The following is a 12308-nucleotide window of genomic DNA, read 5'->3' on the forward strand; positions in this document are numbered from 1 at the left end:
GCCCTCCCCGTGATGGCGTGAGCATGCCAGTGCTGTCAGCAAGCTGACACGTGTACCGCGCGCTGGAAAGAGGGGCCGGGGTCTGCCGTTGGTCTAATCCTGCGAAATACTGACTCAGCTGTGGTAGCGGCGACGTCCGGCGGAAAACTTTTACGATCGGAAACCAGGGCAGGGGTATTGACGTGCACGAGGACGGAATCGGCGAAAGGCGTCCGGTCCCATCCGGTGGGCCGGAAGAAGGTGTGGACCGCAGCGGAGCGGACCGGGAATTCCTCTCCCTGGAACGTGAGCTGACGGTGTTCCTGCGTCGGGCCCGCGCCAGCCAGGGCGAGATGGCTCGCGAGGTCCATCCCGATCTGGAGTCGGCCGCGTACGGACTCCTGGTCCGCCTCGACGAGTGCGGCCGTCAGCGCGCGACGGAACTCGCGGCCTACATCGGTGTCGGCAAGGCGACCATGTCCCGTCAGCTGCGCGCCCTGGAGGAGCTGGGCCTGGTGGCCCGCGAGCCCGACCCGGCGGACGGCCGGGCGTGGCTGGTCCACCTCACCGAGGAGGGCCGCGGCCGCGTCGGAAGTGTGCGCGAGGCGCGCCGGGCGCGGTACGTGCGCAAACTGTCCGACTGGGACCGTTACGAGGTCGCCGAGCTGGCGCGCCTGCTCAGTCAGTTGAACCTGAGCATGGAGAAGTAGGCGAAACGGAGGCGGCCGGCCCCTCACGGTTCCACGTACACCACTGTCGCGTCGTCGTGCGTCTTGCTGCGGCCCAGGTGCACCCGCGTCTCGCGGTCGGCCGACTCCAGGGCCCGCACGCGCTCCACCAGGGCTGCCGCACCCTCCTTGCGCACGATGGTGAACAGGTTCTCCCAGTCGCCCTCGTGGAACGTCTCCGTCCAGCGGGTCGCGCCGTCCGTCAGTGCCACGAGGGCGCGCACCGCGCTGCGCGGCAGCTCGCCCGTGACCGCGCGGGCCGCGACGGAGGGGTCCGCGGCGGCCGTGAAGAAGCCGCCCTCCTTGTTGCGGACCGTGGCGTCCGCGATCGCGTCCGTCGCCAGACAGGCGCGCGGGACGCGGGCCAGACGGTCGTCCAGGAGGGCGGTGACCGTGCCGTCGGGAGCCTCGCACAGCAGGGCCGAGTCGGAGAGGACCAGGTACTCCACCACCGTCTCGGACCAGCGGGCGAGGACCACCGTCGCCTGGGGGGTGCGTGGGTGAGAAAGGTCACAGGTGTCCGCGTGAGCCTCGGCGGCGCGACGAACGGCCCGGGAGAGAATCTCCGGAAGCGTCAGGTCCCTGCGGGAAACGGACAGTTCGGTCAGTGCTCCGCCGAGTTGTGCGCAGAACCAGGAGACGGAGTGCAGACAGCCGTCGCCGCCTTGGGGTGGAGTCACCCCGTCCAGGACGATCAGTGTCCCGCCCTGCCCTGAAGCCGGAAGCGCGAGTGCGGCGAAGTCCTCGTTGGGGCGTGCCGGGTCGCCGGGCTCGGAAATCAGTTCAGTACGCATCCGGCCAGTCTGCACGAGCCCTTCACGAGGTCCGTAAAGGCCGTCGGAGGTCGGTGCGTGGGTGTGGCCCGGCAGGTCACGTGCCTGATTTGGTATGGAATGCTTAGTTCCGGTGAGGCGCGGCGGCGAATACTGCCAAAGTGTGCCGCCGACGTCCAACCGGCCCGCCGCGCAAGGCCCCGGCACAAGTCGGAAGGACTTGCCCGCCAACTCCCCGCCGGGGTTCACTCCTTCGGGTGGCGGGTCGGGGGGAAGTGGGATCACCGCCCACTGGCACTGGAAGGGTCGGAAGCCGACGTACCGGACGACAGCCCAGTTGACAGGCCGTCACCCCGGGCCCATGGGTATACGAGTCAGGATTGCGAGCACCGGTGCAGAAGATGCGGCCTCGGCGCACAGGCAGGCAGACAGGTCCCGAGCAGGGTGCCTCGTCCGAGTCCGCGGGCAGCGGCCGCCCCGCCCATGTCCGCAATCGCCTGATCGTCGCGGTGGCCGTGGTCGCCGCCGCGATCGTGGGTGCCGGGGCGCCGAGCATCATTGCCGCCTCGGGACAACTGAACGACTCCCAGAACCTGGTGACGCTCACCGAGCAGACCCGTGACGCGCTCGTGCTCGCCCACTCGCTGGCCGACGAGCGTGACGCGGTCACCTCGTACGTGGCCGCCGGGCGCCCCAAGTCCAAGGCGCCCGCCGAGCAACAGAGCGCCCGTGTCGACCGGCAGATCGAGGACCTGCGCGCCGATCAGGACATCTCCGCGTCGCTGCGCAAGGGGCTCGACGACGTGGCCACCGTACGGAGAGCGGCACTCACCGGAAAGAGCACCGCTCTTGAGGCGCACCGGGAGTACTCCACCGCGATTGCCGAACTTCACGCCCTCGCCGTGGACCTGGCCGAGAAGATGCCGCCACGGGCAGGCGTCGGCGCCCACGCCCTCGCCGAACTCGACAGCGCCGTACAGCAGTCGGCCGCCGCCCGCGGACTGCTCCTCGCCGCCCTGAACGTCCCGCGCACCACCCAGATCACGTACAGCCCGATCACCGGTCTGCCGACCACCACCAGCGTCTCCTCGGAAGCCGACACCAAACGGCGCGACGCTCTCACCGCCGCCGCCCAGCAGGCCGCCGTCCGCTCCGACGCGGCGATCGCCGACTTCCGCGACACCGCGCCCCCGGCGGCCAAGAGCGCCTACGACTCCACCATCACCGGCTCCGAGGTCACCTCTGCCGAGAAGTACCTCGCGGCCCTCACCGATCAGCCCACGCTCTCCGACGCCGAACTCGGCTACAGCACCAAGAAGGTCGAGGCCGCCCTCTCCGCCCGCGTCGACCTGATGCGCGGCGTCGAGTCCTCGCTCTACGAGGCCCGCGGCAAGCAGCTCGCACAGCTGCGCGACGACGATGTCACCGCGCTGGAGATCCGGATCGCCGTCCTCGGCGCGCTCCTGCTCGTCGCCGTCGGTATCGCCATGGCCATGGCACGCAGCCTCACTCGTCCACTCGCCGTCCTGCGCCTCGGATCGGCCCGCGTGGCCGGCGACCCGGCCGCCGAGGAGCCGGTGAAGTTCACCGGTCGCAACGACGAGTTCGCCCAGGTCGTCCGCTCCGTCAACGCCCTGCACGCGCACGCCGTAGGGCTCCAGGAGCGGCTGTCGACTCTGGAGGCCGACCGCAAGCACCTCGTCGGCCAGCGCCAGACCATGGCCGACGAGCGGGAGAAGCTCCGCACCGAACTCGCCGACGCCGCCAGCCACCTGGGGCAGGTCCGGCACAACGCCTACGCGACGTTCGTCAACCTCGCCCTGCGTACCGTAGGCCTGATCGACCGGCAACTCGCCGTCATCGAAAGCATGGAGGAGCGGGAGCAGGATCCGGAGCGCCTCTCCACACTCTTCCGGCTCGACCACTTGGCCACGGTCATGCGTCGCCACAGCGAGAACCTCCTCGTCCTGGCCGGCGCCGAGCACGTCCAGCAGCACGCGGGGCCCGTGCCGCTCGTCGACGTCGTACGCGCCGCGGTCAGCGAGATCGAGCGGTACGAGCGCGTCCGCGTCGGCGCGCTGCCGAGGCACGCCCATGTCGTGGGCTTTGCCGCCGACGACCTCTCGCACCTGGTTGCCGAACTCCTGGAGAACGCCACCTCGTTCACGCCGCCGGACGTCCCTGTCGAGGTCTCCGGCTGGCTTCGGGAGAACGGCGAGTTGATGCTCTCCGTCCAGGACGAGGGCATCGGCATGTCCGAGGACCGGATGAGCCGGCTGAACGCCCGGCTCGCCGACTTCGAGCCGAACGCGCCGTACGACCAGGAGAGCGACGAGGGCCTCGGACTCGGCCTGTACGTGGTGGCCCGACTCGCCCACCGGCACGGCGTCCGGGTCGAGTTGCGCGAGCAGAAGCAGGGCGGCGTCGCGGCGGTCGTCGTGCTGACGAAGTCCCTCCTCGCCGCCGCCCCGACGGCGGCCGTCCCCACCTCGGGCCCGGTCGTGGCCGGAACGTCCTCGCTGTCGCTGCCCGGCGCCGACGCGGAGGCCAACTCGAACGTCCTGAGAGCCCGTGCGCGGATTACCGTCCAGGAGCCGCAGGGCGACGAGGACCCGCTGATCGTGGCGGCCGAACAGGCCCTGCGAGAGCACTCCGACTCCGCCGAGGAGTCGGGGACCGGCTCGACCGGGGCCGAGGTGGCGGACTCGGCCGGTGAGCCCGGGGAGTCCGGGGAAGCGCCGGAGGCGGTGGAGGCCGCCACAAAGGCCCCCGCCGAGACCGTTGCGGAGCCCGAGGCGTCCTCCGAGACCACGATGGAGCTCTTCGCGCCGGTGATGCGGGACACGGATCCCGCCGCACACACGGACTCGGAACACTCTCCCCTTCAGGACGAGGACCCCGCTCCCCACCAGGACGAGGACCCCGCTCCCGCCGCCCATATCCCCGCCCAATCCACCACCGACCCGTACGCGATCGGCCCCGACGCGCACGAGCGCACCCCCGACGAAAGCGCGTCGCGGCCCACCGCCGAGAACCCCCAGCCCCAGGAGCCCGAGCCCGCCCAGGAGCCCGAGACCCCCCGGCTCACCGCCAAGGGGCTCCCCAAGCGCACCCCCAAGGTCTCCGCGGCCGCTCAGGCCCCCCGGCCCCGCGCTGGGAGCGTGGACGCCGAGGCGCTGCGCCGCAGACTCGGCGGCTTCCATCAGGGGGCCACGGAGGGCTACCGCCATGCCGAGGCGGAGACCGCCGAGAGGACGGGGGAGACGAAGGCGGCCCCGCACCGGCCCACGACTCCACCGAATACCGCCCCACCAGGCACCGCACAGGACGTAGAAGCATCGGGGGGCACAGTCGAGGAGGCAAGCAGTTGACCGCGCCCAGTACCTTCGGACTGAGCAGTGAGGCACGCAACCTGCACTGGCTGCTGACGAACCTGGTCGAGGAGGTGCCGGGACTGCTGTCGGTCGCGGTGGTCTCCTCCGACGGTCTGCTCCTGCTCTCGTCCGATCCCGGCCGGAACGTCGAAGCCCGCTCCGGCAATGACGGGAGACCCAGCGGCCCCAAGGGGTCCTCCGCCGACCTCGCCACCGTCGTCTCCGGCATCGGCAGCCTCACCATCGGCGTCGCCAAGCTGATGGACTTCGGCGGGGTCAAGCACACGATGGTCGCGATGGACGAGGGCAGCCTGTTCGTCATGTCCATCAGCGACGGCTCGCTGCTCGGCGTGCACGGCTCCGCCGACTGCGACATGAGCGTGGTGGCGTACCACATGGCACTCTTCGTCGGCCGCGCCGGGCATGTCCTGACGCCCGAACTCCGCAGCGAGCTGCGCCAGTCCCTGGAGGCCGAGGCGGCGGGGAACACCCGGTGAGCGGTACGCAGAAGAAGCTTCCGGTGCGCGGCGGCGACCGCAAGCCCGCCCGAGTGCGCCCCTATTCGCTCACCGGCGGACGCACCCGCTTCGGCCATGTCCTCCTCGTCGAAACCTTCGTGGCGGCCCTGGAGGCCCCGGAGGAACGGCGGGAGCTGACGAATCGCGCACCTGGCAACCGGGTGATGCCCGAGGCGCAGGCCATCGTCGAACTCTGCCGCCGTATGCGCACGGTGGCGGAGATCGCCGCGCTGCTGAGAATGCCGCTCGGGGTGGTTCGTGTGCTCCTGAGCGACCTCGCGGACCAAGGAATGATCCGTGTGTACGGAACCGGTCACGGCCCCGGACAGCCGGACCGCGCTCTGCTGGAAAGGGTGCTGAGTGGACTCCGTCGTCTCTGACGCCTCCCCGGGCGTCTCCCCGCCCCCCGTCGACCTGGATGAGCAGGAGCCCCTGCAGGCCTGGCAGACGGACCGCACGCGTGCCCCGATCGCGACGAAGATCGTGGTGGCGGGCGGGTTCGGCGTCGGCAAGACCACGCTGGTGACCGCCGTCTCGGAGATCACACCCCTCCAGACGGAGGCGGTGATGACCGCGGCCAGTGAGGGGACCGACGACCTCAGCGAGACGCCGGACAAGGTCACCACGACCGTGGCCATGGACTTCGGCCGCATCACGCTCGGCGACGACCTGGTGCTCTACCTGTTCGGCACGCCGGGCCAGCAGCGGTTCTGGTTCATGTGGGACGACCTGGTCCGTGGCGCGATCGGCGCGATCGTCCTGGCCGACACCCGGCGGCTCGAGGACTGCTTCCCGGCGCTCGACTACTTCGAGAGCAGCGGGATGCCCTACGTGGTCGCGGTCAACCACTTCGACGGCAGCGAACTGTTCGATCCCGAGGATGTGCGCGACGCCCTCACGATTCCCGCGCATATACCTGTCATGATCATGGACGCGCGCCGCCGGATCTCGGCGGTCGAGACCCTCCTGGCCCTCGTCGGCCACGCGCTCGACGTCACCCCCGAGTGAGGAGCACCACCCACATGCGGAAGATACTCGTCGTCGGAGCCGGCCAGTCCGGGCTCCAACTGGCTCTCGGCCTCCAGTCGCACGGGTACGAGGTCACCCTGATGTCCAACCGGACCGCGGACGAGATCCGCACGGGCCGGGTCATGTCGACACAGTGCATGTTCCACACCGCCCTGCAGCACGAGCGTGACCTCCAGCTCAACTTCTGGGAGTCCCAGGCCCCGAGGATCCAGGGACTCGGCGTGTCCGTCGCCGGACCGGAGTCCCAGCGTGCCGTCGACTGGGTGGGCATGTTCGAGGGCGGGTACGCGCAGTCCGTGGACCAGCGCGTGAAGATGGCCGGCTGGATGGACGCGTTCACACAGCGCGGCGGCCAGTCGGTCATCCACGGTGCGACGGTCTCCGACCTCGACTACTTCTCCCGCGCCTACGACCTGGTGCTGGTGTCGGCGGGCAAGGGCGAGCTGGTGTCGATGTTCGGCCGTGACGCCTCGCGCTCCCCGTACAGCGAACCGCAGCGTGCCCTCGCGGTCGCCTATGTCCATGGCCTGGGCCCCCGCCCGGAGCACCCGGAGTTCGACGCGGTCCGCTGCAACCTGGTCCCGGGCGTCGGCGAGCTCTTCGTCATGCCGACCCTGACCCTGTCCGGCCGCGCCGACATCCTGTTCTGGGAGGGCGTCCCCGGCGGCCCGGTCGACGCCTTCCAGGGGATCCGGGACCCCGCGGAGCACCTCTCCCTGACGCTCGACCTCATGGAGCGGTTCACGCCGTGGGAGTACGCGCGGGCCACCAAGGTGGAGCTGACCGACGCGGGCGGCACCCTGTCGGGGCGGTACGCCCCCACCGTGCGCAACCCGATCGGCCGTCTTCCCGGTGGCGGCCTGGTCCTGGGCGTGGCCGATGTCGTCGTCGCGAACGACCCGATCACCGGTCAGGGCTCCAACTCGGCGTCCAAGTGCGCCGCCGCGTACCTCGACTCGATCCTCGAACACGGCGACAAGGAGTTCGACGAGGCCTGGATGGAGCAGACCTTCGACCGCTACTGGGACACGGCCCGGCACGTCACCAAGTGGACGAACGCGATGCTCGGGGCACCGCCGGAGCACGTTCTCAACCTGATCGGCGCGGCGGGCGCGCTCCAGCCGGTGGCCGACCGCTTCGCCAACGGCTTCGACGACCCGGCCGACTTCGAGAACTTCTTCTTCGAGCCGGACAAGGCGGAGGCCTATCTGGCGTCGGTCGCGGGCGCCGCCGCCACCGAGTAGCCCGTGTCCGAGCCGTTCGACGACCCACGGGGGAGCGTCGGCGGTGCGTAGGAGCGCAGGGGCTGTCCGCCGGGGTCCGGGCGTACGGCTCCGAGCACCGGGTTGGCCGCGATCGGGGACACCTTGATCCGTGTCCCCGGCCGTGGCGCCTGGACGACCATGCCGTCGCCGATATAGAGGGCCACGTGTGTGGCCTCGGGGAAGTAGATGACGAGGTCCCCGGGGCGCAGCTCCGTCAGCGGAACATGCGGCAACTGGGCCCACTGCTCCTGGCTGGTGCGCGGGATGGCCCGCCCCGCATGCACCCAGGCCTGCGAGGTCAGCCCCGAGCAGTCGTACGATTTCGGGCCCGCACCGCCCCACTGGTACGGCTTTCCGATCTGCTCGACGGCGTAGCGCAGGGCCTTGTCGCCCATCTCGGTCGGCGGGCGGGTGTCACTGAGGGCACCGGACGCCAGGAATCTCTTCTGCGCGGCGGCGGCCCCGTCGCGTTCGAAGGCGGCCAGCTCGGCGAGCTGTCCGGCGCTGAGCGAGGCGAGCAGCTTCTCGACGTCCTTCAGCCGCCGCTGGATGTCGTCATGCTGCTTCTTCTGCCGTCCCGTCAGGGTGATCTGCTCGTCGAGGGCCTTGCGTGCCTTGCCGGCCAGGTGGTCGGCGTGCTTCTCGGTGCCGGTCAGCTGTTCCACGCTCTCGGCCTGCTTGCGTGCCAGTTGCCCGATCACATGGCTTTGGTCGAGCGCGTGCTGCGGGTCTCGGGCGAGCAGCAGGCGTACGTACGGGGAGATGTCCGTGCTGCTCTGGTACTGCTGCCGGGCGAGCCGGCCCACCTCGCTGCGGCTGCTGCGCAGGGCGCGCCGGGCCTGGGAGAGCTTCTGGTCGAGCCGTGCGAACTCGGCCCGCTGCTTCTTCAGCTTCTCGGCTGTGCCGTTGTAGGTCTCGGTGGCCTTCTCGGCCTGTCGGTAGAGCGTCTGAAGTTCGGTCAGTAGCTGGCGGGCCGAGCGGGTGTCCGGTTGTTTCGCCGAGCTGGTGTCCGGGGCCGGGGCGGCGACAGCGGGGGCGGGGACGAGTACCGCCGACGCGGTCACCGCCGCCGTGCAGACCAGGCGGAGCAGTGCGTCTGACATGTCATCACCTCCGAGGCGGGGGTGGTGGGTCCACCTCGCACCGGAATGATGAACTGAAGGAACCGTGGTCGCTCACCGAGTGGTCGGTTCGGCCCAAGGACCTCACTCGTCGGCGGCGTCCTGTCGGCCGCCCGGCGTGGCGCCTGGATTCGGGCGCGGCCTGGACCAGGGCCACCGCGGACGGCCGCCGCTGTCCCCCTCGGGGTCGTACTCGTACCTCCAGCCCAGGGGCAGACCGAGCCGGGGGCTGTGGCCCGCCTGGACACGTCGGTAGACGAGAACGGTGGGCGGACCACCGGCCGCGTCGGGGACCGGGACGCGGTACGTCTTCGGCGGGTGGCCGGTCGGACCGACCAGCACCGGCAGGACGCGCCCGTCCAGGGGCCCGCCCACGAACGGGGTGTCTTGGCTCTTCACAGCACCAGTGTCCCCCTCACGCACCCGGTGCCCGGTGTGCGGTGCCGGGGTGCGGCAGGTGGTCCGCGTCGCCGACCGCCGGGAGCACGCGTCGCACCAGTGCGCCGAGCGTTCTCCTGGCGCTCTCCAGGGCCAGTGCGTCGCGTACCACCGCCGCGGTCTGCGCGTCGCGTCTGGCGGTGGCCACCAGGGCGGCCGTGAACTGGTCCACGAGCCAGTCCCGCAGCTCGTCGACCGGCGGCTGCTGGTCCTCGTCGAGCCAGATCAGGGAGGCGGCCTCGACGGCGGTGATCCACGTCCGTACGGTCATCCGCAGCCGGGGGCCCGGCTCCTCGACCCCGAGATGGCTGAGGATGTGTTCGACGGCGGCCCGGCGCACCCCGTCCACGATGGCGGTGGTGCGGGACGTCTCGACCACGCTGCCGCCCTGGAGCAGGGCGCTGAAGCCGGCGTCGTGCCGGCCGACGAAGGCGAGGTAGCGGTCCAGGGCCCGGCTCAGGCGCCGGGTGAGCGGCCCCTGTGGGGGCTCGGCGAAGCACTGCTGGAGCTCGTCTGCGGCGGAGCGCAGGGCGGCCTCGTACAACTGCTGCTTGCCGCCGGGGAAGTAGCGGTACACGAGCGGGCGGGAGACCCCGGCCACCTCGGCCACGTCGTCCAGCGAGACCTCCTCGGGGGCGCGGTGCGCGAAGAGGGACAGCGCGGCGTCGAGTAGCTGACGACGCCGCTCCTCGACGCTGAGCCGGCGGTACGAGCGGGTGGGGGCCTCGGGGGTCATGCTCCGCAGAGTAATCGTGCCGCCGAGGGAAGAGGCATCCGGCGTCGAGGCGCCCGGCCCCCGGAGGCCGACGCGGTCCGAACGGTCTCGACCCCGGACTTCCCCCGCTCTCACCTTCGCGCAAGCGGGGCCCAGCGACGGGCCGGCGCTGCCCGCCCGTGTCGAGACGCGCTCACGCCAGCAGCCCCGACGACCGCCACAGCCGTCGGCCCACGCCCTGCAGCACCCCGATGTCGTCCAGGAAGTCCGTCAGCTTCTTCGCGCCCGTCTGCATGACCTCCCGGCGGTGGCCGCTCGCCTTCACCTGGGCCATGGCCTCCCGCTTGTCCAGGCCCACGTTCGTGTACACCTCGGGATTCACGAACGCCACCGAGAACACCCGTGCGAACTCACCGGAGGTGACCCGCGTGAACTCCCGCGACCACCGCGGAGCGGTCAGCATCTGGCGGCGCAGCTCTTCGCGGGCGTAGCGCACGTGCCGCGCCTCCTCGACGACATGGATGCGCGTGACCCCGCGGATCAGCGGCTGCACCCGCTCGTCGGGGAACGTCAGCCGCTGCATCCAGTCCAGCACCTCCTCGCCGAGGAGCGTGGCGGTGAAGGATCCGGGTGTGGTCGAGATCGTCTTGAAGAGACGGCCCAGGTTCTGATGTACCCGGCTCACCGGGTACCAGGGTGTTCCGCCGTGCGCTATCAGCCGCGCGAACATCTTGGAGTGCCGGCACTCGTCCTCGATCTCGGTCAGCGCGTACCGCACGTGGGCGCTCGTCGCCGCCTTGTCGTAGACGTGCCGGATCAGCAACTGCATCAGGATGATCTCGAACCAGATGCCGAGCGAGGCGAGCGCCGCGGCCTCGTGCTGGGAGAGCAGGATCCGCTGCTCCTCGCCCATCCGCTTCCACAGCGGCGTGTCGTAGAGCGACACCAGCTCCGGCGGCCAGAACCACTTGCCGTCCTCGTAGGGCGCGTCCCAGTCCAGTTCCTTGTCCGGGTCGAAGGAGTGCTTGGCGGAAGAGACGAGCAGTCGCTCGGCCACCTGCTCCCGGTCCTTGAGCAGACCGAGCGCGTCGCGCAGCACATCGGCTTCCGTCACGGTCGTCATCGCTGTCCTCACCTTGTCGAACGGGACGCCGGTTGCCGGCGGTCACGCCTTATGAGACTGCGTGTCAGTAAGGACGTCAATCCCCCGCGCGCCACTTGTTGACGGCCCGTCTACTGCGTGTGAGCGTGGATTGCATGCCGACCTACGAGGTGTACGCCAACGACCCGGGAGATCCCCTCTGGCAGGTGCCCGCGAGCGGCGCGGCCCGTTTCAGCTGGGAGTACGACGACGGACGCGACCGGCTGCTTGCCCTCTACCAGAAGGGCAAGGACAAGCAGTGGGACGGGCAGAAGCGGATCGACTGGGACCTGGAGGTCGACCCGTACGACCCGCTCGGCGCGCCCGACGACGCATTGGCCCTCTACGAGACGCCGTACTGGGCGAAGATGACCGACCGGGACAAGGGCGAGCTGCGCAGGCACTTCGCCTCCTGGCAGTTCAGCCAGTTCCTGCACGGCGAGCAGGGCGCGATGGTGTGCGCCGCCCGGATCGTGGAGTCCGTCCCCGACCTGGACGCGAAGTTCTACTCGGCGACCCAGACGATGGACGAGGCGCGGCACGCGGAGATCTACGCCCGCTTCCTGCACGAGAAGATCGGGACGGTCTACCCGATCAACGACAACCTGCGCTCGCTCCTCGAGGACACGCTCCGGGACAGCCGCTGGGACATGCCCTACCTCGGTATGCAGGTACTCATCGAGGGCCTGGCGCTGGCGGCCTTCGGCATGATCCGCGACACCACGGACAAGCCGCTGCCGAAGCAGATCCTCGCGTACGTCATGCAGGACGAGGCCCGGCACGTGGCCTTCGGCCGCATGGCCCTGCGTGACTATTACAAGCAGCTCACGGACGCGGAACTGCGCGAACGCGAGGAGTTCGTCATCGAGGGCTGCTACCTGATGCGGGACCGCCTGCGTGGGGAGGAGGTGCTGGAGAACTTCGGCATCCCCCGGGCTCAGGCGCAGGAACTCAGCGAGAAGTCCCCCTTCCTCCAGCTCTTCCGGCAGTTGCTGTTCAGCCGCATCGTCCCCTGCGTGAAGGACATCGGCCTGTGGGGCGAACGTCTCCAGCGGGCGTACGTCGACATGGGCGTCTTCGAGATGGGCGACTCGAACCTGGACCTGCTGATGACCCAGGACGAGGAGTTGGCCGAGAAACTGGACGCGGAACGCTTCGCCGCGGAGGAGAAGGCCCGTGTCGCGGAGGTGGGGGAGACGATCGAGGCGGGGGAGGACAAGTGACCCG

12 protein-coding genes are annotated in these 12308 nt (G+C 70.3%); 7 read left to right on the forward strand and 5 right to left on the reverse strand.

Features of this window, described 5'->3' with window-relative positions:
- The first annotated feature begins 182 nt into the window (after positions 1-182).
- A complete protein-coding gene (locus ACWDEX_RS22995) occupies positions 183-689 on the forward strand; it encodes a MarR family winged helix-turn-helix transcriptional regulator (protein WP_450465661.1) in 507 nt (168 codons plus the stop codon).
- 23 nt (positions 690-712) lie between these two features.
- Here ACWDEX_RS22995 and ACWDEX_RS23000 read toward each other — a convergent pair whose 3' ends face one another.
- On the reverse strand, positions 713-1501 hold the full coding sequence (locus ACWDEX_RS23000) for a protein phosphatase 2C domain-containing protein (RefSeq protein ID WP_450465662.1): 789 nt from the start codon (positions 1499-1501) through the stop codon (positions 713-715).
- A 371-nt stretch (positions 1502-1872) separates the two neighbouring features.
- Between ACWDEX_RS23000 and ACWDEX_RS23005 the strand changes: the two genes are divergently transcribed.
- From ACWDEX_RS23005 to ACWDEX_RS23025, 5 genes are read left to right on the forward strand one after another with little or no spacing between them, the layout of a single operon-like run.
- Positions 1873-4851, forward strand: coding sequence for a nitrate- and nitrite sensing domain-containing protein (locus ACWDEX_RS23005; protein ID WP_450465664.1), 2979 nt, complete (start codon positions 1873-1875; stop codon positions 4849-4851).
- The gene (locus ACWDEX_RS23010; protein WP_450465666.1) at positions 4848-5351 is read left to right on the forward strand and encodes a roadblock/LC7 domain-containing protein; all 504 of its coding nucleotides are present in this window, start codon (positions 4848-4850) and stop codon (positions 5349-5351) included. Before ACWDEX_RS23005 ends, ACWDEX_RS23010 begins: the two co-directional genes overlap by 4 nt.
- Positions 5348-5752, forward strand: coding sequence for a DUF742 domain-containing protein (locus tag ACWDEX_RS23015; protein ID WP_450465668.1), 405 nt, complete (start codon positions 5348-5350; stop codon positions 5750-5752). The genes ACWDEX_RS23010 and ACWDEX_RS23015 overlap by 4 nt, the downstream gene beginning before the upstream one ends.
- On the forward strand, positions 5733-6380 hold the full coding sequence (locus ACWDEX_RS23020) for a GTP-binding protein (protein ID WP_450465670.1): 648 nt from the start codon (positions 5733-5735) through the stop codon (positions 6378-6380). The genes ACWDEX_RS23015 and ACWDEX_RS23020 overlap by 20 nt, the downstream gene beginning before the upstream one ends.
- A 14-nt stretch (positions 6381-6394) precedes the next feature.
- Positions 6395-7645: a styrene monooxygenase/indole monooxygenase family protein gene (locus ACWDEX_RS23025; RefSeq protein WP_450465672.1), complete on the forward strand. Its 1251-nt coding sequence runs from the start codon at positions 6395-6397 to the stop codon at positions 7643-7645.
- On the opposite strand, the gene ACWDEX_RS23030 is transcribed toward ACWDEX_RS23025, so the two are convergent.
- The 4 genes from ACWDEX_RS23030 to ACWDEX_RS23045 all read right to left on the reverse strand — a co-directional run bounded on the left by ACWDEX_RS23030 (position 7606) and on the right by ACWDEX_RS23045 (position 11063).
- Complete coding sequence (locus tag ACWDEX_RS23030; RefSeq protein ID WP_450465674.1) at positions 7606-8769, reverse strand: NlpC/P60 family protein; 1164 nt, start codon at positions 8767-8769, stop codon at positions 7606-7608. The two genes, ACWDEX_RS23025 and ACWDEX_RS23030, sit on opposite strands and share 40 nt — an antisense overlap.
- Positions 8770-8871: 102 nt before the next feature.
- Complete coding sequence (locus ACWDEX_RS23035) at positions 8872-9186, reverse strand: hypothetical protein (protein WP_450465676.1); 315 nt, start codon at positions 9184-9186, stop codon at positions 8872-8874.
- A gap of 16 nt (positions 9187-9202) precedes the next feature.
- Positions 9203-9961 carry a TetR/AcrR family transcriptional regulator gene (locus tag ACWDEX_RS23040; RefSeq protein ID WP_450465678.1) on the reverse strand — a complete coding sequence of 253 codons (759 nt, stop codon included), beginning with the start codon at positions 9959-9961 and terminating at the stop codon, positions 9203-9205.
- A 172-nt stretch (positions 9962-10133) separates the two neighbouring features.
- Positions 10134-11063 (reverse strand): AurF N-oxygenase family protein, encoded by a 930-nt coding sequence (locus tag ACWDEX_RS23045; protein ID WP_450465680.1) that lies wholly within the window; start codon positions 11061-11063, stop codon positions 10134-10136.
- 134 nt (positions 11064-11197) lie between these two features.
- On the opposite strand from ACWDEX_RS23045, the gene ACWDEX_RS23050 reads away from it, so the two are divergent.
- Positions 11198-12304: a ferritin-like domain-containing protein gene (locus tag ACWDEX_RS23050; protein ID WP_450465682.1), complete on the forward strand. Its 1107-nt coding sequence runs from the start codon at positions 11198-11200 to the stop codon at positions 12302-12304.
- Positions 12305-12308 lie beyond the last annotated feature (4 nt).

The sequence above is a fragment of the Streptomyces sp. NPDC001020 genome (assembly GCF_053599115.1).

Bases quoted from the DNA above. Each gene is read 5' to 3' on its own strand.
- ACWDEX_RS23040 (WP_450465678.1), bottom strand. From the start codon at position 9,961: ATGACCCCCGAGGCCCCCACCCGCTCGTACCGCCGGCTCAGCGTCGAG.
- ACWDEX_RS23025 (WP_450465672.1), top strand. From the start codon at position 6,395: ATGCGGAAGATACTCGTCGTCGGAGCCGGCCAGTCCGGGCTCCAACTG.
- ACWDEX_RS23050 (WP_450465682.1), top strand. From the start codon at position 11,198: ATGCCGACCTACGAGGTGTACGCCAACGACCCGGGAGATCCCCTCTGG.
- ACWDEX_RS23045 (WP_450465680.1), bottom strand. From the start codon at position 11,063: ATGACGACCGTGACGGAAGCCGATGTGCTGCGCGACGCGCTCGGTCTG.
- ACWDEX_RS23000 (WP_450465662.1), bottom strand. From the start codon at position 1,501: ATGCGTACTGAACTGATTTCCGAGCCCGGCGACCCGGCACGCCCCAAC.
- ACWDEX_RS23030 (WP_450465674.1), bottom strand. From the start codon at position 8,769: ATGTCAGACGCACTGCTCCGCCTGGTCTGCACGGCGGCGGTGACCGCG.